The 21,144-nt window shown below is 61.0% G+C and carries 24 protein-coding genes and 1 tRNA gene; 10 read left to right on the top strand and 15 right to left on the bottom strand.

The window, feature by feature from the left end; translation table 11 throughout:
• Positions 1-159 precede the first annotated feature (159 nt).
• The 3 genes from olsA to ACR0EF_RS05680 all read right to left on the bottom strand — a co-directional run bounded on the left by olsA (position 160) and on the right by ACR0EF_RS05680 (position 2,047).
• Positions 160-1,014: a lyso-ornithine lipid O-acyltransferase gene (gene olsA, locus ACR0EF_RS05690; protein ID WP_170371076.1), complete on the bottom strand. Its 855-nt coding sequence runs from the start codon at positions 1,012-1,014 to the stop codon at positions 160-162.
• Positions 1,001-1,756 carry an L-ornithine N(alpha)-acyltransferase gene (olsB, locus tag ACR0EF_RS05685; RefSeq protein WP_170371078.1) on the bottom strand — a complete coding sequence of 252 codons (756 nt, stop codon included), beginning with the start codon at positions 1,754-1,756 and terminating at the stop codon, positions 1,001-1,003. The genes olsA and olsB overlap by 14 nt, the downstream gene beginning before the upstream one ends.
• A gap of 108 nt (positions 1,757-1,864) precedes the next feature.
• On the bottom strand, positions 1,865-2,047 hold the full coding sequence (locus tag ACR0EF_RS05680; RefSeq protein WP_170339192.1) for a DUF3553 domain-containing protein: 183 nt from the start codon (positions 2,045-2,047) through the stop codon (positions 1,865-1,867).
• A 45-nt stretch (positions 2,048-2,092) separates the two neighbouring features.
• Here ACR0EF_RS05680 and ACR0EF_RS05675 point away from each other — a divergent pair, with 45 nt between their 5' ends.
• Positions 2,093-2,689 (top strand): histidine phosphotransferase family protein, encoded by a 597-nt coding sequence (locus ACR0EF_RS05675; RefSeq protein ID WP_170371080.1) that lies wholly within the window; start codon positions 2,093-2,095, stop codon positions 2,687-2,689.
• Between the two features lie 9 nt (positions 2,690-2,698).
• On the opposite strand, the gene ACR0EF_RS05670 is transcribed toward ACR0EF_RS05675, so the two are convergent.
• The 9 genes from ACR0EF_RS05670 to ACR0EF_RS05630 all read right to left on the bottom strand — a co-directional run bounded on the left by ACR0EF_RS05670 (position 2,699) and on the right by ACR0EF_RS05630 (position 10,169).
• The gene (locus tag ACR0EF_RS05670; protein WP_170371082.1) at positions 2,699-3,961 is read right to left on the bottom strand and encodes a glutamate-5-semialdehyde dehydrogenase; all 1,263 of its coding nucleotides are present in this window, start codon (positions 3,959-3,961) and stop codon (positions 2,699-2,701) included.
• 51 nt (positions 3,962-4,012) lie between these two features.
• Complete coding sequence (gene proB / locus ACR0EF_RS05665; RefSeq protein WP_170371055.1) at positions 4,013-5,119, bottom strand: glutamate 5-kinase; 1,107 nt, start codon at positions 5,117-5,119, stop codon at positions 4,013-4,015.
• Positions 5,107-6,141 (bottom strand): GTPase ObgE, encoded by a 1,035-nt coding sequence (gene obgE / locus ACR0EF_RS05660; RefSeq protein WP_170371057.1) that lies wholly within the window; start codon positions 6,139-6,141, stop codon positions 5,107-5,109. The genes proB and obgE overlap by 13 nt, the downstream gene beginning before the upstream one ends.
• Before the next feature lie 37 nt (positions 6,142-6,178).
• Entirely contained in the window at positions 6,179-6,715 is a 537-nt protein-coding gene (locus ACR0EF_RS05655; protein WP_170339204.1) for a GNAT family N-acetyltransferase, read from the bottom strand.
• Positions 6,712-7,320: a LysE family translocator gene (locus ACR0EF_RS05650; RefSeq protein WP_149777268.1), complete on the bottom strand. Its 609-nt coding sequence runs from the start codon at positions 7,318-7,320 to the stop codon at positions 6,712-6,714. The genes ACR0EF_RS05655 and ACR0EF_RS05650 overlap by 4 nt, the downstream gene beginning before the upstream one ends.
• Positions 7,321-7,416: 96 nt before the next feature.
• Positions 7,417-7,686: a 50S ribosomal protein L27 gene (rpmA, locus tag ACR0EF_RS05645; RefSeq protein WP_005983052.1), complete on the bottom strand. Its 270-nt coding sequence runs from the start codon at positions 7,684-7,686 to the stop codon at positions 7,417-7,419.
• Positions 7,687-7,697: 11 nt separating this feature from the next.
• The gene (locus tag ACR0EF_RS05640; protein WP_170371061.1) at positions 7,698-8,312 is read right to left on the bottom strand and encodes a 50S ribosomal protein L21; all 615 of its coding nucleotides are present in this window, start codon (positions 8,310-8,312) and stop codon (positions 7,698-7,700) included.
• A gap of 208 nt (positions 8,313-8,520) precedes the next feature.
• Positions 8,521-9,327 carry a DUF2059 domain-containing protein gene (locus ACR0EF_RS05635; RefSeq protein WP_170371063.1) on the bottom strand — a complete coding sequence of 269 codons (807 nt, stop codon included), beginning with the start codon at positions 9,325-9,327 and terminating at the stop codon, positions 8,521-8,523.
• Positions 9,327-10,169: a DUF2059 domain-containing protein gene (locus ACR0EF_RS05630; protein WP_170357817.1), complete on the bottom strand. Its 843-nt coding sequence runs from the start codon at positions 10,167-10,169 to the stop codon at positions 9,327-9,329. Before ACR0EF_RS05630 ends, ACR0EF_RS05635 begins: the two co-directional genes overlap by 1 nt.
• Before the next feature lie 123 nt (positions 10,170-10,292).
• Between ACR0EF_RS05630 and ACR0EF_RS05625 the strand changes: the two genes are divergently transcribed.
• From ACR0EF_RS05625 to ACR0EF_RS05585, 9 genes are all read left to right on the top strand, one after another.
• Positions 10,293-10,382: transfer RNA gene (locus ACR0EF_RS05625), tRNA-Ser, on the top strand.
• Between the two features lie 209 nt (positions 10,383-10,591).
• Positions 10,592-11,143 (top strand): hypothetical protein, encoded by a 552-nt coding sequence (locus ACR0EF_RS05620; RefSeq protein ID WP_093962956.1) that lies wholly within the window; start codon positions 10,592-10,594, stop codon positions 11,141-11,143.
• A 232-nt stretch (positions 11,144-11,375) separates the two neighbouring features.
• Positions 11,376-12,404: a zinc-binding dehydrogenase gene (locus ACR0EF_RS05615; protein WP_170371085.1), complete on the top strand. Its 1,029-nt coding sequence runs from the start codon at positions 11,376-11,378 to the stop codon at positions 12,402-12,404.
• Positions 12,405-12,479: 75 nt separating this feature from the next.
• Positions 12,480-13,355 carry a branched-chain amino acid ABC transporter permease gene (locus ACR0EF_RS05610; protein WP_005983028.1) on the top strand — a complete coding sequence of 292 codons (876 nt, stop codon included), beginning with the start codon at positions 12,480-12,482 and terminating at the stop codon, positions 13,353-13,355.
• A 4-nt stretch (positions 13,356-13,359) separates the two neighbouring features.
• Positions 13,360-14,457, top strand: a complete 1,098-nt coding sequence (locus ACR0EF_RS05605; protein ID WP_170363483.1) for a branched-chain amino acid ABC transporter permease — start codon at positions 13,360-13,362, stop codon at positions 14,455-14,457.
• Positions 14,454-15,218 (top strand): ABC transporter ATP-binding protein, encoded by a 765-nt coding sequence (locus tag ACR0EF_RS05600; protein WP_170371087.1) that lies wholly within the window; start codon positions 14,454-14,456, stop codon positions 15,216-15,218. The genes ACR0EF_RS05605 and ACR0EF_RS05600 overlap by 4 nt, the downstream gene beginning before the upstream one ends.
• Entirely contained in the window at positions 15,215-15,988 is a 774-nt protein-coding gene (locus ACR0EF_RS05595) for an ABC transporter ATP-binding protein (RefSeq protein WP_170371069.1), read from the top strand. The genes ACR0EF_RS05600 and ACR0EF_RS05595 overlap by 4 nt, the downstream gene beginning before the upstream one ends.
• Positions 15,989-15,993: 5 nt before the next feature.
• Positions 15,994-17,880, top strand: a complete 1,887-nt coding sequence (locus ACR0EF_RS05590; RefSeq protein ID WP_170371090.1) for an AMP-dependent synthetase/ligase — start codon at positions 15,994-15,996, stop codon at positions 17,878-17,880.
• A 31-nt stretch (positions 17,881-17,911) separates the two neighbouring features.
• Positions 17,912-19,072 carry an ABC transporter substrate-binding protein gene (locus ACR0EF_RS05585; RefSeq protein WP_170367091.1) on the top strand — a complete coding sequence of 387 codons (1,161 nt, stop codon included), beginning with the start codon at positions 17,912-17,914 and terminating at the stop codon, positions 19,070-19,072.
• Positions 19,073-19,121: 49 nt separating this feature from the next.
• On the opposite strand, the gene ACR0EF_RS05580 is transcribed toward ACR0EF_RS05585, so the two are convergent.
• The 3 genes from ACR0EF_RS05580 to rplM form a co-directional block, all read right to left on the bottom strand.
• Entirely contained in the window at positions 19,122-19,841 is a 720-nt protein-coding gene (locus ACR0EF_RS05580) for a class I SAM-dependent methyltransferase (protein WP_170371075.1), read from the bottom strand.
• Positions 19,842-20,062: 221 nt separating this feature from the next.
• Positions 20,063-20,548 (bottom strand): 30S ribosomal protein S9, encoded by a 486-nt coding sequence (gene rpsI / locus ACR0EF_RS05575; protein WP_005983014.1) that lies wholly within the window; start codon positions 20,546-20,548, stop codon positions 20,063-20,065.
• A 6-nt stretch (positions 20,549-20,554) separates the two neighbouring features.
• Entirely contained in the window at positions 20,555-21,013 is a 459-nt protein-coding gene (gene rplM / locus ACR0EF_RS05570) for a 50S ribosomal protein L13 (RefSeq protein WP_170339225.1), read from the bottom strand.
• Positions 21,014-21,144 lie beyond the last annotated feature (131 nt).

Genomic DNA, 21,144 nt, shown 5'->3' with positions numbered 1-21,144 from the left:
TCCTTTTCCGGTTTTCGCCTTGGCGGGGGTGAAAGAAGCGTTTGCTCCAACCGGCGGCCTTGATGAGGATGTCTCCCTCAAAACGACCAAACCCCGCCTGCGGATTTGAATGCCGCGCGTATACGGCAGGTTGACTGACGGTGCAAGGGGCTTTTGCCCCTATTTTTCTGGCCGCGCCAAGGCATGCCCGTGGCGAACGGCCTGCTCGCAATGCGCGGCCAAAGCCTTGCGGTTGTCGAAGTCGCTGACCCGCGCCGGAGAATGATAGATCAATTCGACCCGCCCCTGCCGCCGCGCGCCCAGCGTCTTCAGAAGATGCGGGGCAAAATCCATGTCCCCCCACCAGCCATAAAACCGATCCGGCTGCCCATCGGGCGCGTGGTAGACAACCGAAACCGGCTGAACATACATGAATTCGCGCAGTTCATCTGCAAAGAATGCCGCAAAAAGCGTTGTTTTGAATGGTAAAACCCGCAGGCCGTCCGTCGATGTGCCCTCTGGAAAAAACAACAGCTTGTGCCCGACCTTCAGACGGTCCTCGAACAATCTGGTCTGCTCGCGCGCTTTCTTGGGATTGCGTTCGATGAACACGGTTCCGGTGGCCCGGGCCAGCCAACCGATGCCGGGCCAATTCGCCACCTCGGCCTTGGACACGAAGTATACACGCTTGCGGGCGTTGAGCGCGAAGATGTCCAGCCAGGACGTGTGATTGGCGACGACAGCCCCGCGCTGCTGCATCAGCTCACCCGAGCTTGAAAATCCGATCCCCAGAATTCGAAACGCATTGCGACACACGAATTGGGCAATGAACGGCGTTATTGGTCGACGCAGACCAAAGATGGGTCTTTCGACCAGGCGCACAAGCAAAAGAACGATCAGACCACCGAACACCAGCACAGCCAGAGGAAGCCCCCGGAGGATCACCAAAATCCAACCCCACACGCCCAACTCAACCGGGTCCGGGTCGTCCGAGCTGTGCCAGACAGCACCGTTTGGCACGTCACGCTCCGCCATAGATGCGTCTCTGTCTTTCGTTCATCCGAGTGGTGTCGAGGATCAGGCAAACGTCGATGGTGTTGAAGGCATGGTCGATGAATGCGCCCTCGCCCACAAACCCGCCCAATCGAAGATAGGCCTTGATCAAGGCCGGAACTTGCAACATCGCACTCCGTCGATCCAGCGCATCTTTCGGAACCAGGTTCATGTTCTGATAAACATCCGGCTGCGCACGCACCCGCAGTTCGGGTGGAGCCAGGTGGTTGTGATGCAGCATCGACAGAGGCTGGGCAAGGTGCTTGACGTCTGTGCCGTGAAAACTGGCAACGCCGAACAGAACCTCGATCTCCCGTTCGGACACATATTTCGCGAGGCCATTCCACAAATGATACATTGCGGTTCCGCCGCGATAGTCCGGATGCAGGCAGGACCGGCCGAGTTCCAGCAATTTGCGGCCGCTGTTTTTCAGAACGGTAAGGTCGTATTCATCCTCAGAGTAGAACCGTCCGACTTCAGCTACGCGGTCACCCGGCAACAGGCGGTAGACTCCGACCACTTCTCCGGTGACGTCGTCATAGGCCAGCATGTGATCAAAATACGGGTCGAACTGGTCGCGTTCCAGGCCCTCTGCATGATCGACCATCTCTCCGCCACCGCCCAATTCACGCACGAAGACGTCATAACGCAGCCGCTGCGCCGCGCGCAGTTCCTCGTCGGTTTCGGCAAGTTTGACAGTGAATGAAGGGCCCGTATCCGGCATGTGGAATGGTCGTCGTCTTGTTGCGATCCCAGCGCTGATACCGCAGCTGCGCGGCGAATGGCAACACGAACCGGGTGGCGAGCCCCGTTAACCTTTCCTAAACCAGTTTCATGGATCAAGAACCGGCATCAAGGCGATGCGTGTTCCGTCAATCACCACTTTGCCCTGGTCGCGAAAGTTCACGGTGATCTTGCCCCCGATGTTGGACTGGACCTGTCCAACGCCCCAGTCAGGGAAATCTGGGTGGCGGACAAACATGCCCGGTGCAAGAATGGCATTCAGATCTGTCATGCGACGGCTCCGGGTCGGGCATGGGGGATACCACAGGAGGTACGCATGGGCGACACCAACGTCAACCTGGCCGAGTTGATCGGCTCTCGGATCTGCCACGATCTGATCAGCCCGATCGGCGCGATCACCAATGGGCTGGAACTGTTGGAGATGGTTGGCGGCACCCAGGGCCCCGAGATGGAGCTGATTACCGGCAGCGTCGGCAGCGCCGGGGCGCGGATCCGGTTCTTCCGCGTGGCCTTCGGCGCGGCCAGCGATCAGCCGCTGGGCCGCAGCGAAGTGACGGAATTGCTGCGCGATGTCGAGCGTGCGGGCCGTGTCCGGGTGCATTGGAACGTCACGGAGGCGATGCCGCGCAATCAGATCAAACTGGCCTTTCTGGCCATCATGTGCTGCGAAAGCGCCATGCCCATGGGCGGCGAGGTCAAGATTGACAGCGTGGGCGATAAATGGACGGTCACCGGTACGGCCGACCGCATGAATGTCGATCCCGACCTGTGGAAAGGCCTCCCGACCGGCACATTCGCCAAAAAGGTCACGCCGGCGCAGGTGCAATTCGCCCTGCTTCCGCAGACGGCGGCCGCTCAGGGCCGCCGGGTATCGGCCGAGACGGGCGCGACCCGCGTGGTGCTGCGGTTCTGACGCAGCGCCTCAGGCGCGCGTCGTGCCGTTGCCGCGCACCAGGTATTTGAAGCTGGTCAGCTGCGCCGCCCCCACCGGGCCGCGCGCGTGCATCTTGCCCGTGGCGATTCCGATCTCGGCGCCCATTCCGAACTCACCCCCGTCGGCAAATTGGGTCGAGGCGTTGTGCATCAGGATCGCACTGTCGAGCCGTTCAAAGAAGCGGTCGGCGGCGGACTGATCCTCGGTCATGATGCAATCGGTATGGTTCGATCCGTATTGCCGGATATGCGCGATTGCTTCATCGATATTGGTCACCGGTTTTGCGGCGATGATGCTGTCCAGAAACTCCTTACCCCAATCGTCATCGCTGGCCGGCACGGTGCCGTCGATGGCCAGCGCACCCGCGGCATGGACCTCGACGCCCGCGGCCAGCAGCGCGGCGATCACGTCGCGCCCCAGCGTTTCCGCGATATCCTGATGCACCAGCAGGCATTCGGCCGCCCCGCAGATGCCAGTGCGGCGGGTCTTTGCGTTCAGCACCACGTCCAGCGTTTTCTGCGGATCCGCCGCCTTGTCGATGTAGATGTGCACGATCCCTTCAAGATGGGCAAAGACCGGCACCCGCGCCTCGCGCTGGACCAGCCCGACCAGCCCCTTGCCGCCGCGCGGCACGATGACGTCGACATAGTCGGTCATGGTCAGCAACTCCTGCACCGCTGCCCGGTCACGGGTCGGGACCAGCTGGATCGCATCCTCGGGCAGGTTGGCAGCTTTCAGCCCCTCGACCAGGCAAGCGTGGATCGCGGTTGAAGAATGAAAGCTCTCGGATCCGCCGCGCAGGATCACGGCGTTCCCCGACTTGAGGCAAAGCGCCCCGGCATCAGCGGTCACGTTCGGGCGGCTTTCATAGATCACGCCGATCACGCCCAGCGGGGTGCGTACGCGGCGGATGTTCAGCCCCGAGGGCATATCCCATTCGGCCAGAACCTCACCCACTGGATCGGTCTGTTCAGCCACGGTGCGCAACCCGTCGACCATGCCCTGAATGCGCGTCTCGTCCAGCATCAGACGGTCCATCATAGCCGGGCTCAGACCCTTTTCGCGGCCGTAGTCCAGGTCTTTCTTGTTGGCCTCGATGATCCGCGCACGGTTCTTCCACACAGCGTCGGCGGCGGCAATCAACGCGGCGTGTTTGCGCTCGGCCGAAGCAAAGGCCAGATCCCGAGACGCATCCTTGGCGCGCTTGCCAAGATCGGCCATCAGGGCGGGAATGCTATCAAAGTCCTTCATGTCATTTGCCTTTCCGGTCGTCGGACCAGCCAAATCTATCAGTTTTCGCCGCTACAAAGCCAGATCGTCACGGTGGATCATCACCGCACGGCCGGGATAGCCGAGTGCGTCCTCGATCTCGGAGGATTTACGCCCCTTGATGGTGTCGGCCTCGTGCGCGGTATAGCGGCTGAGGCCCAATCCCAGACGCCGGCCTTCGTTGTCCTTGATGGCCACCGGGTCGCCCCGTCCGAAATCGCCCGTCACTTCGACGATACCGGCCGGCAACAGGCTTTTGCCATTCTCGAGTGCGCGCGCGGCCCCTGTATCGACCGTGATCTCACCCCGCGGCTTCATCGCCGAGATCCAGCGTTTGCGCGCCGCATGCGGATCCAGCTTGGCCTTGAACCAGGTGCTGTTCGCGCCATTGTTCAGCGATTTCAGCGGGTTCAAAGGCGATCCTTCCGTAATCGCCATGTCGCAGCCCGCCGCCTTCGCCATCTGCGCGGCCATCAGCTTGGTCTTCATGCCGCCCTTGGACAGCCCCGAACCGGCGTCACCGGCCATTGCCTCAATCTCGGGCGTGATCGCGTCGATCACGTCAAACCGGGTGGCGGACGGGTCCTCGGCGGGGTTGCCAGTGTAGAACCCATCGACATCGGACAGCAGAATCAATTGGTCCGCACCGACGGTCACGGCGATCTGCGCGGCCAAGCGATCATTGTCGCCGTATCGGATTTCATCCGTGGCCACCGTGTCATTTTCGTTCACGATGGGCACGACACCCAACCCCAGCAAAGTTTCCAGCGTCGCGCGCGAGTTCAGGTACCGGCGGCGGTTCTCGCTGTCTTCGAGAGTCACCAGAACCTGCGCCGTGGTGATGTCGTGCGGGGCCAACGCCTCTTCATAGGCCCGCGCCAGCCGGATTTGCCCGACGGCGGCAGCGGCCTGGGACTGCTCCAGCGACAGCGCGGTTGCGGGCAGGCCCAGTACACCGCGCCCCAGCGCGATCGAACCGGACGAGACCAGAACCACATCGGCCCCCTGCCCCTTGAGCCACGCCACGTCCTGCGCCAGCGAATGCAACCACTCCGAACGCAGCTTGCCGGTCGCACGATCGACGAGCAACGCCGAGCCGATTTTGACCACCAGGCGCTTTGCGTCGGTCAGGGCTGCCACGTCTCGCGCTCCTCGGTGGGTTTCTGGCGCAGGCGGTTTTCGTCGATCTGGGCGCGCAGGGCCCGCAGAACCTCGGTCACGCCTTGCCGGGCGACGCTCGACATGGTCATGACAGGGCCGCCCACGGCCTCTTCCAGCTCGGCCTTGGCCAGTTCGAGCTGTTCTTCGTCCAACGCGTCAATCTTGTTCAACACGGTGATCCGGGGCTTGTCAGCCAGCGCGCCGCCATAGGCCTCAAGCTCGTGGATGATGGTGTGATAATCCTGCGCGATGGTCTCGGACGTGCCGTCCACCAGATGCAGCAACACCGCGCAGCGTTCGACATGGCCCAGAAAACGGTCGCCGATGCCGCGGCCTTCATGCGCGCCTTCGATCAGGCCGGGAATGTCAGCCACAACGAATTCCACGTTGTCCACGCCGACGACGCCCAGATTGGGATGCAGCGTGGTAAAGGGATAATCGGCGATCTTGGGCCGCGCGTTCGATGTTGCGGCCAGAAAGGTCGATTTGCCCGCATTCGGCAGGCCCAGCAGACCCACATCGGCAATCAGCTTCAGACGCAGCCAGATCGTGCGGTCCACGCCCGGCTGTCCCGCATTGGCCCGGCGCGGCGCCTGGTTGGTGGCCGATTTGAAATGCAGGTTGCCAAAGCCGCCATTGCCGCCCCGCGCCAGCAGGACACGTTGCCCCACCTCGGTCAGGTCGGCGATCACCGTCTCCTGATCCTCGTCCAGGATCTCGGTTCCGACGGGCACGCGCAGGATGATGTCGTCGCCATCCTTGCCGGTGCGCTGCTGGCCCCGGCCGGGCTGTCCGTTCTTGGCAAAGAAGTGCTGCTGATAGCGGAAGTCGATCAGGGTGTTCAACCCGTCCACGACCTCGGCCCAGACAGACCCGCCCTTGCCGCCGTCCCCGCCATCAGGGCCGCCGTATTCGATGTACTTTTCGCGTCGGAAGCTGACGCACCCGCTACCGCCGGCCCCGGACCGGGTGTAGACCTTTGCAAGATCGAGAAATTTCATGACAGTCCCCTACTGCAAAGGCCCCATCGGCCACAAGTCAGAGTTTTTTGCTGTACGTCCAGGTGGGCACATTTGCGTCGCGCGCCACCGAGAAGCTTTCGGCATCGCCAAGATACTGGAACCCGCAATGGGTCAGGACCCGCGCCGAGGCGGGATTGTCCTGAAACACGCTGGCAAACATCGTGGCGTTTTCCAACGGATTCGCCTGAACCAGCGTTTCCACCGCCAGCGAGGCGATGCCCGTGTTCCAATACAAGGGCGCGACCCAATAGCCCACTTCGGACTGATTGCGATCCAGCCGCTTGAGCGAGATCACCCCGATCAACTCGGGCCCGCCATCCTTGGTGGCGTCCATCGCCCAGACGTCCTCGTCCCGGTCCTCGGCCATGGCGCGGGTAACGAAAGCCTCGATCGAACCGGGCGGCAAAGGGTGTGGAATCGACGTGGTCATGCGCGCCACGCGCTCGTCCCCGGCGTAGTGCTCGATCAGGCCCATGTCCGACCGGCGCAGCGGGCGCAGGTCGAACCGCTCGGTTTCAATGACCGGCTGATTTATGATTGCCTCAAGTTTCATTGGTGTGTTCCTCCTCCGAACAACACGAAAAGTACGGATGCAACAGTCAGACCCGCGAGAGTCCACATCAGATATTTTTCCGCCGGCCGTCCCGCAACCACGCGGGCAATTCTATCGCCCGCAAAGGTCCAGATCGGGTGCAGGACCAACTGGCAGGTCAACAAAACGAGCGCGATCGTGAGCGTCGCACTCAGCACCGACGTCCCCGCCGCGACGAACCCTGTGAATCCCGCGATGATCATCGCCCACGCCTTGGGGTTTAGCGGATGTACCACCAACCCAGCCCAGAAACCCGGAACCGACTCGCCCGCGTCCTGATGGGACAGGCGCAGGTTGGCGATTTTCCACGCAAGCCAGCAAATATAGGCCGCGGAAGCATATTTCAGAACCGCAAACGCGGTGGGGGCCTGTTCCGCCAGTTGCAGAAGGCCAAAGCCCAACGGCCAGATGATCAGCTGCTTGCCCAGAATCACGCCTGCCACGAAGGGCAGTGCCGCGCGGAACCCATAGCGCGCACCCGTTCCCAACAGGACCATGTTAGCCGGTCCCGGCGTGCCGACCTGGCTGGCGGCAAAGATCAGGAAACTGGTGGTTGCAACGGGCATCGGGGCTTTCGATCAAATCTGCGTCAAAACGAGAAAGGGGACCGGCACTTTGTGCCGGTCCCCCATGAATTTTTCTTAAACCTTCTGGGTTTCGGCTTACTCTGCGGCCTCCGCCACTGGCAGGACCGAAATGAAGGTGCGGTTTTTCAGTCCCTTGTGGAACTTCACGGCGCCATCGACAGTTGCAAAGATGGTGTGATCCTTGCCCATGCCCACGCCTTCGCCCGGCCAGAACTTGGTGCCGCGCTGACGCACGATGATGTTGCCTGCAACGGCGGCCTGGCCACCATACAGTTTCACGCCAAGGCGACGACCCGCTGAGTCGCGGCCGTTACGGGAGGAACCGCCAGCTTTTTTATGTGCCATTCTCTCTCTCCTTAGCCTTTGGCCAGCTCTTTGGCCTGCTCAACCCATTCGGGTTTCACTTTGACCGTCTCGATAGCAGCAATCTGCTCCTCCGACAAGGCGGCCAGAGCGGCAAAGCTTTCGATACCGGCTTCGGCCAGTTTCTTGGCAGCTGCGGGACCAACACCGGTGATCTTGGTCAGATCGTCAGCGGCAGCAGCAGCGGCCGGGGCTTCTGCCTTGGCAGCGGCTTTCTTGGCGGGTTTCGCTGCTTTCGCAACTTCACCTGCCGGAGCCGAACCGGTTGCGGCCTTGACGCCCGACTTGTCCGCGCCCGAGGGCAGGATGTCGGTGATCTTGACCAGGGTCAGCTTCTGACGGTGGCCAACGGTGCGCTTCGAGCTGTGCTTGCGGCGGCGCTTGACGAATTTGATGACCTTGTCACCTTTGATCTGTTCGATCACTTCCGCCTGAACGGCCGCACCATCGATGAACGGCGCGCCGACAACCGGGGCGTCGCCACCCAGCATCAGAACGTCGTTGAATTGGACTTTTTCACCTGCGTCGGCAGCCAGTTTTTCAACGCGGAGCACGTCGCCCGCCTGAACCTTGTACTGCTTGCCGCCAGTCTTGAGGACTGCAAACATGCGTCTTTCCTTTTTCTACCGCGTTCTGTGGTCCCCGTCAGACGGGCGTTTCGGCCAAAGCCACCTCGAACAGCGCGCCCTTTTCGGGCGGATGAACGACCGTCAGGGCGCACCCGTCAGGCCAGCAATAACGATACCCGGCGCGGAGGTTCCGGCCGGGATGCGCGCTTATCCACGGATCAAACGGTAAAGTCAACAGCAAACCGGCCTAAAGATCCGACGCTTGCAGAACCTGCGCCACCGTTACGCCCAGCTGGTATGACAACTCGTTGAACATGGTGTCCAGACCTGCGAACAAGGCGTTGTTCAAGGCCTGCCCTGCCTCGGTACGTGAAAAGGCGATATTCTCGCGCAGCTGGGCCTCGCTGAGCGGTTGGTACGCAAACAGAAGGAACGAGTACAGCCACTCGCGGGTTTGTTGCTCGGACTGCGCTCCCTGCGCCAGCAATTGGGCCAACATTTCGCCGTCGTCGCCCGTGATGCCCTGCCCGTCCGCCAACCCACGGAAGAAATTGTAATCGGCCTGCAACGCCCCGCGCACGTTCCGATCAACAAGGTCGTTGATCTCGACATACTCATCGATCAGACGAAAATAGGCCGCATCACGATCGGCCTCCCGATAGGCGGCCATGGCCATCTCTTCGATGGCTTCGTCGGAAAAAGTTCGACGGGCCGAGTTTTCCAGAGACACGACGGCGCGGCCCAGATCGCTTTCGAAAAACAGCGCAGCCTGCTCCAGTTGCCCTTCGGACATACCGCCAGCCAGCGCGTCATAAATCTTGGCCTGCATCCACGCCTTGTCGTACAAGTCTTCAACCTGGGCCTCGAAAAACGATCCGCCCTCACCGTCCAGCAGGCTTTTGTCCAGTTCGCGCCCCTGCGCGACACCCTCATCACGCAGAATCTGCATCACGTCGGACAAATGCATTGCCTTGGTCAGACGGTCGACCTGGTCCGCCGTGACCGCACTGGCCCAACCGGCCAAAACCAGCCACAGAGCCAGAAACAGCCGCATCAGATGTCCTGAGCCGGACGCAGTTCGGCCATGCGCGCCGCCAGCACTTCAAACCGCATGGCCATGATCTCGTACTGGATTGCGTTCAACAGCTCGTAGACTTCCTGCATCAGCGGCTGTTCCAGCGCTTTGGTATAGGCGTCGACATCCGCGTCAGAGAAATCCTGATAGGTGTAGGCCGCGTTGGCCAAGGCGGACAGTTGCAATGACTGCCGCATCTCGGGTTCGTTCAGCTTCATCATCTGGCGCAGCCCGTCCGCGTCCAACTGCAGGTCGATCACTCCGGCGGCGCTGGCGGCCAGCAGGAACCGCAGCTGGATCTCCTGCAGAGCCCGCAATGAGGTTTCGCTGGCATCGATGGCGCTGTTCATCCGCTTCAGGCTTTCGATGCGGCTCGAACCGGACTTGACCAGATCGGATATGATCTCCTGCCCCTCAAGTTGCTTGGCTTCGTCATCCTCAACAAGGTGCGAGGCATTTTCCGCCTCGACAAGCCGTTGTCCCAGATCCGAGGCATAAAACTCGACCGCGTGGTTCAGGGCCTCGTCGCTCAGCGTCTGTTCGAGAATCGCAACCGCTGTTTCATGCATGTCGTCGGTGTCGAACACCTCTTCCGTCAGACGCGTCCATTGCGAGCCAAAACCCTCGGGGTCGATCCCCAGCATCTGAGGCGCCGAAGCCGAGGCCAATGCGATGCTTTCCAGCGCCACGTCAAAACCCGTCGTCGTCAGAAAAGCCTCAATCCGATCCCGGCTGGCGGACAAGGCGTTTTGAGCCGTCAGAGCGAACGCGAACACGGGCAGGATGAGCAGAAGCGAAATGCGGTGCAGAAGATGTCTCATACATGTCAGCCTAGGAGATTTCGTCGGACTGGCAATGGAAAATCCACGGTTTGGCGAATTCGGGAATTTTCTGCTTGCACCCCTCGGCGATCACAACTAAATCCCCCCCTCACAGACCCCCGCGGAGAGGTGCCGGAGTGGTCGAACGGGGCGGTCTCGAAAACCGTTGTGGGTGCAAGCCCACCCAGGGTTCGAATCCCTGTCTCTCCGCCACTACTTCCCAATGACGCCCCCCCTTTCTTGTTCGCCTGATGGTTGCAACCGTGTATTTTCGCCGGTGGCGTGTTGTTGCCGCCGATCGTCTGACTGATCAGCGCCGAGTGGCCCAAACCCCGAACATGCGCCGAATTTTTGGGATTTCCCCTTTGATCTCAGGTAGTTTCTCCCCACATCAGCGGCACACATCCGAAAAGGAGACCCCAATGTCCCGCATTATCATCCTGATTATCATCGCCGGATTGGGTGCCGGCGCGTATTTCTACCTGAATCAGCCCGAGCCCACCCCGGCCGAGAAACTGCAATCTGCCGCCAAAGAAGCCGGCGAGGCCGTTGGCGAGGCCGCAACCGCAGCCCAAGAAGCCGCCAGCGAGGCTTTGTCGACGGCCACGCAGCAAGCGGGTGACGCAGCCTCGGCCGCCGTCGAACAGGCCGGTGAAGCCGCCGAGCAAGCCGGTCAGACAGCCACGGATCTGGCTAACCAGGCCGGCGATGCTGCGACGGATCTGGCCAACCAGGCAGGCGATCAGGTTGCAGCCCTCACTGCCCAAGGGCAGGAGTTGCTGAATACCTGGGTTGACGAAGGCATGCTGTCGGCCGAGCAGTTCGACTATGACGCGATGGTTGAATCCGTGAAAAACAGCCAGCTGAGCCAGGAAATCCAGGACCAGGTGATCAAGATCCTCGATGGCATCAAGGAAGCGCCGGAAACGGCTGCGCTCAAGATCCAGGAACTGCGCAACCTGTTGACGCAATAAGATCATTCGACAAGGCCGGCATTTGTCCGGCCTTGTCACACCTGCACCGGTTTCCCAATTCCCCAACGTTAACCCTGTGGTCGATTGACGTGTCCGGTGCCATTTGTTTGGCTTGGCTCAACCAGTCGCATCAAGTCGGGACGACCTATTGTCGGCATCGGTGCGCCCTGCCCCAGGGCGTGCACTTGGATCGACCCGTTTGCTTGAAAATGTCGGAAACAAAGGAAAAAGAATGACTGATCTCCCCAAATCCATGTTTGCCGTGATCCAGAAATTTGACGGATACTCGGGTACCGCCACGGGCCCGGCGATCGAAGACGCCGCCGACTGGGTTGAGAATGCCGAGATCCCGGTGCCCACGCCGGGCCCCGGCCAGGTGCTGATCAAATTGCGCACCGCATCGGTGAACCCCTCAGACCTCCATTTCGTCAAGGGTGAGTACGGTCAGCCGCGGGTCAAAGGTGCACCGGCCGGTTTCGAAGGGTGCGGGGACGTCGTCGCCACCGGCGCGGGCGCCGAAGCGCTGAAGGGGCAAAGGGTCGCCTTCGTCGCCTCCGGGTCCGGCGCATGGGCCGAGTATGCCCTGACACAGGCGCAGATGTGCATTCCTTTGCGGTCCGAGATCTCGGACGATGACGGTGCCGCACAGATCGTCAATCCGCTGACCGCAATGGCAATGGTTGAGATCGCGCGGTCCGAAGGAGAGGCCTTTGTCGTTTCCGCGGCCACCAGCCAGTTGGGCAAGCTGATGTGCGGGCTGGGCCGAGACCTTGGCCTGAAGCCGATTGCGATGGTGCGGCGCCCTGAAACGGTCGAACTACTCAAAAGCCACGGAGCGGCCGAGGTCATCGTAACCACCGAAGACGATGCCGTCTCCAAGTTTGCGGCCATCAGCGCACAGCTCAAGCCGCGAGTGTTTCTTGATGCGGTCTCGGACCAGCTATCCGAGCAAGTATTCTGCGCCATGCCCAACGGCGCGCGCTGGGTATCTTACGGCAAACTCAGCAGCGAGCCTCCGAAGCTGACCCAGATGGGCCAGTTGATTTTTATGAGCAAGCAGATTGAGGGCTTCTGGCTGACCAAATGGATGATGTCCACTCCGCCCGAAGAGCAGATGCGCGCGATTGCCGAGGTGCAGGCCCGCTTTGCAGACGGACGGTGGAAAACGGATGTCTCGGCGCATGTCCCGCTGAACAAAATCGTTTCCGATCTGGCAGTTGCACTGAAAAAGAGTGACGGTAAGGTAATAATCACGCCATAGTAGAACAGGCGCCCCGGTGATTGGAGGAGATCCGGGGCGTCAGGACGCCGGGCAAACCGGCATGGGGAGGAGAATTTGGACAACGCACAGCTGCTGATCAGCGGGCTGGCGAACGGCTGTGTCTACGGCCTGATCGCGCTTGGCTTCGTTTTGATCTACAAGGCGACCGAGGCCGTGAACTTTGCCCAGGGCGATTTCATGATGCTGGGCGCATTTGTCACCATCGGGCTGACCAATACCGAATATATGGGCCTGCCCTTCTGGCTGGCCCTGCCCATCTCGCTGGGGATCATGGGCGCGCTGGGGTATCTGCTGGACCGGCTGATCATCCGCCGCCTGTTCGGGGAAAGCCAGACCGCTGTGGTCATCCTGACCATCGCCCTGGGTTTCGTGATCCGCTTTGTTGCCGGGCTGATCTGGGGCCATGAGCCGCAGACGCTGGAAAACCCACTGGCCGGTAAGGAGGTCCGCTTTGGCGGGCTGGTTCTGGGGATGGAGGACGTGGCGGTCATCGTCGTGACCGTGCTGCTGACCTGGGGGCTCTATGTGTTCTTCAGCAAGACCAAGCTGGGGCTGGCGATGCAGGGCGCTTCGCAGAACCAGTTGGCGGCCTATTACATGGGCGTCCCGGTCAAGCGCGTGCAGGGTTTCATCTGGGGGCTGGCCGGTGTCGTGGCCGGGATCGCGGGCATCCTGTTCGCCGCCAAGGGATCGGTCGATCCGACCACCGGGTTGCTGGGAATCAAGGCCTTTGCGGCCGCGGTCATCGGCGGGTTCGGCAGCCTTCCCGGGGCTTTGGCGGGCGGTCTGATCGTCGGCGTGATCGAACCCTTCGCCAGCCGCTACATCGCCGCGGGCTATAGCCAGATCGCGCCTTATGCGCTGTTGCTGGCGGTGCTGATCTTCCGCCCGCACGGCCTGTTCAGCCAGGTCCGGGTCAAGAAGGTCTGAGCGCATGAGGATCGTTTTCAAAACCGACTACATGCAAGACATCCGCCCCTGGAAGGACGGATACCAGTTATCGCTCTACCTGATCCTGCTGGCGGTGGTCTTTGCCGCGCCGTGGTGGCTGGACGCGTTCTATCTGGGAGAGTTGACCAACGTTCTGATCTGGGCCATCGCCGGGCTGGGTCTGATGATCCTGACCGGGCATACAGGCCAGGCCAGCCTGGGCCACGCGGCGTTTCTGGCCTTTGGCTGCTATGCCAACGTGATTCTGATCGAGTCCGGCGTGCCGTTTCTGGTGGCCTTTCCTCTGGCCGGCATTCTGACCGGTATCGCTGGGGTCACGGTCGCCATCCCTGCCCTGCGGCTGCACGGCATCTATCTGGCGATCTTCACCCTGGCCCTGTCGATCCTGATGGACGACCTCATCGTTCTGGCGGAACCGATCACCGGCGGTGTCGCGGGCAAGTACATGGGCGGGGTCGAGATTTTCGGCCATCTGGTCGACCGCTGGGGCACGCCCGAGCAGTTCTACTGGCTGGTGTTGGCCGTCACGGTTCTGGTCACGCTGGGCTATATCAACCTTCTGCGTACGCCGCTGGGGCGCAGCTTCATCGCGGTGCGCGACTCGGAAGTGTCCGCGCAGGCGATGGGCATCGACATCGCGCGCACCAAGACCGTGTCTTTCGCATTGTCCTGCGCCGTGACTGGATGGGCGGGGGCGCTGATGGGCCTGTATGCCGGGGCCTTCAACAACGAAACCTTCAGCGTTGTGATCTCGATCCAGCTGCTGATGATGATCGTGATCGGCGGACTGGGCTCGATCCACGGCGCGTTTCTGGGCGCCATCGTCATCGGGTTTCTGCCGCAGTTCCTGTCGATCGCCAAGGAATACGCAGCCGCCCTGTTCGGTGGCGGAACCGTCGCCATTCCGGGGCTTGAATTCGGCATCTTCGGCATGATCCTGATCGGGTTCATCCTGTTCGAGCCGATGGGCATCTACGGCCGATGGCTGAAAATCCGCACCTGGTTCGAGCTGTTCCCCTTCTACCGCAAGGACATGTTCAAGCGGCAGAAATCCTATCTCAAGACGGAGCGCCTGAGATGAGCCTGCTGGAATTCGAGAACGTCACCCTGAAATTCGGTGGCCTGACGGCGGTGAACGATCTGTCCTTTTCGGTCGAAGAAGGCGAGGTCTTTGCCATCGTCGGGCCGAACGGGGCGGGCAAATCCACGGTGTTCAACCTGATCTCGCGTTTCTACGACCCATACGCGGGCCAGATCCGGTTCGACGGGCACGATCTGCTTCAGGTCAAGCCCTCGGGTGTGGCCGCCTATGGAGTTGCGCGGACCTTCCAGAACATCGAGCTGTTCGAACATGCAACCGTGTTGCAGAACCTGCTGGTCGGGCGGCACCGCCACCGGCGGACCAATCTGCTGTCCGAGGTGTTCTTTACCCCCTCGGCCCGCCGGCAAGAGCTGGAGAACCGCGAGAAGGTCGAAGAGATCATCGATTTCCTCGATCTGCAGGCCTATCGAGACAAGATGATCGCCGGGCTTCCCTACGGCGTGCGCAAGGTTGTCGAGGTCGCGCGTGCGCTGGCCACCGACCCCAAGCTGCTGCTGCTGGATGAACCGGCCTCGGGGCTGTCGGTCGAGGAAACAACCGACATGCGCTGGTGGATCGACGACATCCGGCGGCAGATGGGGATCACGGTGCTGATGGTTGAACATGACATGGGGCTGGTCTCGGGCGTGTCCGACCGGGTGCTGGCTATGGCCGATGGGGCGAAACTGGGCCTTGGGACACCGGCGCAGGTGCAATCGCACCCCGCCGTCGTCGAAGCCTATCTGGGGAAAGCTTCATGAGCGCACCGATCCTGAGCATCCGCAACATCGAAAGCTTCTATGGCCCGATCATGGCGATCCGCGGCGTGTCGCTGGAAGTGCGCCCGGGCCAGATCGTCTCGATCCTGGGCGCCAACGGGGCGGGCAAGACGACGCTGATGAAGACCGTTTCGGGTGTGATGGACCCGGAAAAGGGCACGATCACCTTCGACGGCGAGGAAATCCAGGGGCTGGAGCCGCACAAGATCGTCCAAAAGGGCATCGTGCATGTGCCCGAGGGGCGCGAGGTGTTCCCGTTGTTGACGGTGAACGAGAACCTCAGCCTGGGGGCCTATACCCTGCATGACAAGGCCCAGATCGAGCGCGACCGCGAGTTGGTGTTTTCCTACTTCCCGGTTCTGAAGGAACGCCGAAATCAAGAGGCCGGCACCCTGTCGGGCGGGCAGCAGCAGATGCTGGCCATCGGCCGCGGCCTGATGGCCAACCCGCGCATCATGCTGCTGGATGAACCCTCGCTGGGCCTGTCGCCGCTGCTGGTCCAAGAGATCTTCGGCATCCTCAAACGCCTGAATGACGAGCAGAACATGACCATGATGCTGGTCGAGCAGAACGCCAACGCCGCGCTGGAACTGGCCGATCATGGCTATGTCATGGAGGTCGGGCGCATCGTGATGGACGGCCCCGCCGACGTGCTGATGCGATCCGAGGACATCCAGAACTTCTATCTGGGCGTGCAGGAGGAAGGCGCGCGGGAAAACCGCCGCTGGAAACGCAAGAAGACGTGGAGGTGAGCCGGATGAACATGACCACCCTGCCCCCGCAGACCACCATCAACGGCGTCCAGTTCAACGCCACCCCCGGCCAGCGCCCCGTGCGGGTCGATGGCTGCGTAACCATCCCCGAGCTGTTCCAGAAACGCTGCGCCGCCCTGGGCGACCGCACCGCGCATCGGGAAAAGGATCTGGGCATCTGGAAATCCTATTCCTGGGCCGACTACTGGCAGCACGCCAAGTTGATCGGGCTGGCGCTGCGCAAGCTGGGGCTGCAACGCGGCGAGGTCGTCTCGATCCTGTCCGAGGACCGCAAGGAATGGGCGTGGTTCGATCTGGGCATCCAATGCGTCGGCGGCATCGCGTCGGGCGTCTACACCACCGATTCCGCCAGCCAGCTGAAATACCTGGTCAATGACAGCGACAGCCGCTTTCTGATCGTCGAAGACGAAGAGCAGCTGGACAAATTCCTGGACATCGAAGACGAGGTGCCCGGCCTGTTGAAGGTCATCATCCTTGAAGACGAAGGCTTGCACGACCTGGCCCATCCCCGCTGTATGATGATCGAAGATCTTTACGCCCTCGGCCGGGAAGCCGAGCACGAAGAACCGGGCCGCTTCGAGGCTGAAATCGCGCTGGCCACGCCGCAGGACACGGCGCTGCTGATCTATACCTCGGGCACCACCGGCATGCCCAAGGGCGCGATGCTGAGCAACGAAAACATCATGGCCGCGATCGAATGCGGCGCACGCTGCTTGCCCGCGCTGGAAACCGACGAACAGCTTTGCTTTTTGCCGCTGTGTCATATCCTTGAACGCGACGTGTCGATCTATTTCCCGCTGGCTTCGAAATGCACGGTGAACTTCGCCGAAAGCCCCGAGACGGTCTTTGCCAACCTGCAGGAAGTGTCGCCCTCGACCTTCACCGCCGTGCCGCGCGTGTGGGAGAAGATCTATTCGCAGGTGCTGATCATGGCGCAAGAGGCCACCCCGGCCGGGCGTGCTGCCTTTGGCATGGCGCTGAAGGCCGGGATGAAGCGGGCCGACTACATCCTGCAGGGCAAACCGGTGCCGCCGGCGGTGGCCGCGAATTTCTGGCTGTGGGACCGGCTGGTGCTGCGCAACCTGCGCCGGATGCTGGGCATGGACCGGCTTCGGCGCGGCGGGTCCGGTGCGGCCCCGATCTCGCCCGAGCTGCTGAAATGGTACTGGGCCATCGGCGTGCCTCTGGTCGAGGGCTTCGGTATGACCGAGACCTCGGGCATCGCCTCGCTGAACACGCCCGAGGCCAACCGCATCGGCACCATCGGCAAGCCCGCACCGGGGATCGACCTGCGCATCTCGGACGAGGGCGAAATCCAGATTCGCGGCCTGAACGTGTTCCAGGGCTATTGGCGAAACAATGCCAAAACCGCCGAGACCTTCACCGCCGACGGCTGGCTGCGCACCGGCGATATGGGGCACGTGGACGCGGACGGCTATGTCACCATCACCGGCCGCCTCAAGGACATCATCATCACTGCCGGCGGCAAGAACATCACCCCGGCCGAGATCGAAAGCCGGTTGAAGTTCTCGCATTACATCTCGGACGCGGTGATTATCGGCGACCGCCGCAAGTACCTGACGGCTCTGATCATGATCGATCAGGAAAACGTCGAGAAGTTCGCGCAGGACCGCAAGGTGCCGTTCTCGAACTTCGCCTCGCTCTGCGCTGCGGCCGAGGTGCGCGAACTGATCGGTGCCGAGGTTGCGGCCGTGAACAAGGAATTCGCGCGGGTCGAGCAGATCAAGGATTTCCGTCTGATCGACGTGCTTTTGACCGCCGAAGACGACGAACTGACCGCGACGATGAAACTGAAACGCAGCCTGGTGGAAAAGAAGCACGCGCATCTCATTGAAGACATGTACAAATAGAACAGGGATCAATCCCAAGGGAGGAAGACACATGACCAAAGCAATCAGACGGCTGGCGGCGGCAACCGCCCTATCCGCCCTGGCCTCGATGGGCTGGGCCGAAACGCAAGGCGTGACCGACGACGAAATCGTCATCGGGTCGGTCAATGACCTCAGCGGCATTTTCGCCGCTGTCGGGGTTCCTGCCACCAAGGGCGCGAACGTGGTGTTTGACCGGGTCAACGCCAATGGCGGCGTGCATGGCCGCATGATCCGCTATGTGGTCGAGGACAACGGATACCAGATGCCGCGCGCGATGCAGGGCTACAACAAACTGCTGAACCGCGACAAGGTGTTTGCCATGCTGCAATCGCTGGGCACGCCGATGAACCTGGCCGGGTTCAAACTGCTGGACCCCAAAGGCATTCCCAACGTCGCCCCCCTGTCGGCCGCGCGGCAGATGTTGCAGGAGCCGATGAAGAACAAGTTCACCTCGTTTTCCAGCTATTACGACCAGGCGCGCGTGGGCGTGAAATATCTGGCGCAGGAATTCGGCGGCGACAAGGTCTGCACGATGTATCTGCCCACCGATTTCGGCAAGGAAATCCTGGAAGGCAGCCAGGAAGGCGCCAAGGAAGCCGGCATTACCTTTGCCGCGGAAACCACTCATAAACCTGACGAAACCGATTTCGTGGGCTCGCTGAGCAAGCTGAAGGAAGAAGGCTGCGACATCGTCACCATCGCCTTGGGCGTGCGGCAGGCCATCACCGTGGTCGGTACCGCCAAGAAGATGGGCCTGACGGACATGAAGTTCCTGGGTACCTCGGCCAGCTTCCTGACCGTGGTGGCACAGGTGCCGGGTGGCGTGACCGACGGCTTCTACGCCGCCGCCTCGTGGCAGGACCTGTGGGCTCGCGCGGATGAACCCGCCCCCAAGGCCTTCATCGAGGAATACAAGGCCGCCACCGGCGAAGACCCGGTGGGCTTTTCGATGCTGGGCTATGCCGCGGCCGAAATGATGGTCAAGGCGCTGGAGGCGGCAGGCCCCGACCTGACCCAGGAAAGCTTTATCGCGGCAATGGAGACGCTGGACTATCAGGATGAACTGGTCGGCAACCACATGACATTTGGCCCCGATGACCATCAGGGCGCCGATACGGTCTACGTCAACGTGGTGGAAAACGGCGCGTGGAAAATGGTCTACGAAGAGTAAAACCACGACCCATAGCTCAACGGAAAGGGGCCGCAGCCCCTTTCCGGTTTCAAGACTTGAATATCTTTTTCAACTTGTCCCTGAACGAACGCCTCTTTGGACGACTGTAGATTTCTCTCGGTTCCAAACCCGCGTATTCGCCATGATCGACCACGCGAAAGCCGGTTGCAGTGTTGACGATCATGAACTGATCAAACGGCAAAGTGTAAATCGGCAAATCATGCGCCTCGCAAAAATAGATGGCGTATGGGAACACTTCGCTGGGGCTGAATTCTTCGGAGTGTTGCCAGATCGACTTGGTGAAATCGTCCCCACCGATGAAACCTCCCGGTCTTATTTTGGGCAGCATCGAATAGAGGTCGATGGTTATCCCGCGCAGCGTATGATCGCCGTCAATATAGGCCATATCCAGAGAGCCATTAGGTATTCGTGATTGAGCGTTTTTCGTCGTATCTCGGATCTCGACCACTTTGGTCTTGAAAGGTGCGACGCGGGTCAGCGCTTCGTTCCGTATGCCTTCGAACTCAATGCTCGACTTGTTCGCAGGCTTGTTCCAATCGGGGAGGTTGCGCCAAGGATCGACCAGGGTGTAGCTCTCGATTGATGGGACGCCGTTCAGCAATACTTCGGCAAATCGCCCTTTCCAGACACCTACTTCACAAATCGTTCGACACTCCAGTCCCGCGACCAGATTGACCCAAAGCTCTTGTCTATTCGAACTCCCAAGGATCGAGTGTTCGACAATTTGGTCAATCGATTTGTCGTCCATTGCTGTCCCGGAGTCTGCTGTTTCTTGTTGACGTGCCGGCAAACGATCCGCTGTCGTGAAATCGATGCAGCCACCGGGAGATGTTCTTACACCGAAGCTGCTTGGCCAAATGCATTGTACCCGAAGGCAAATTTCTTTTGTGGCTTGTTGCATAATGCACATGCAAAAGGGCGCCCGCTTGCGCAGGCGCCCAGATACTTGTTTCTCGAGATGCGAGTAGATTAACGCTTCGAGAACTGGAACGAACGGCGGGCTTTGCGCTTGCCGTATTTCTTCCGTTCCACGACGCGGCTGTCGCGGGTCAGGAAGCCGGCTGCCTTCAGCGCGCCGCGCAGGCTGGGATCGTACAGCTGCAGCGCTTTCGAGATGCCGTGCTTGACCGCACCGGCCTGACCGGTCAGGCCACCGCCCTTGACGGTTGCCACAACGTCGAATTCACCTTCGACACCGGCAACCTGGAACGGCTGGCGCAGGATCAGCTGCAGAACGGGCCGTGCGAAATACACGTCCTGGTCCTTGCCGTTCACGGTGACCTTGCCGGAACCCGGCTTGATCCAAACGCGGGCAACAGCGTCCTTACGCTTGCCGGTTGCATAGGAGCGGCCCAGTTCGTCACGCACGGGCTCGCGCACAACAACTTCTTCGGCCACGGTTTCAACGCCTGCGACGGCGCTCAGCTCTTCGAGAGTATTGATCTGATCAGCCATCGGTCATTAGCTCCGGGTGTTTTTCTTGTTCATGGATTTGACATCCAGAACTTCGGGGGCCTGGGCTTCGTGCGGGTGCTCGGCACCGGCATAGATGCGCAGATTGGTCATCTGCTGACGCGACAGACGGTTGCCCGGCAGCATGCGCTTGACGGCCTGAAAGACCACACGCTCGGGGTGCGCGCCTTCCAGGATCTGTTGCTTGGTGCGCGACTTGATGCCGCCCGGGTGGCCAGTGTGCCAGTAGAAGTGCTCGTCGCGCTTCTTGCCGGTCATCTGGATCTTGTCGGCGTTGATGACGATGACGTTGTCGCCCATGTCCATGTTCGGGGTGAACGACGGCTTGTGCTTGCCACGCAGGCGCATGGCGACGATCGAGGCAAGACGGCCCAGAACAACGCCCTCGGCGTCGATCAGGATCCACTTCTTGTCGATGTCTGCAGGAGTTGCAGAGAAGGTTTTCATGTCAGGACAATCCTGTTTGATGTGAAAGGCCGCCCCAAAGGTGGACCGGCCCGAATTCGATGGATGGGTATTTAGACGGCCCGTAAGTGCACGTCAAGAATGGTAGCGTCCAATTAATTATTATAAAACAT

Source organism: Ruegeria sp. CG8 (assembly GCF_056537165.1).
This window is presented reverse-complemented; position numbering and strand designations above follow the sequence as displayed.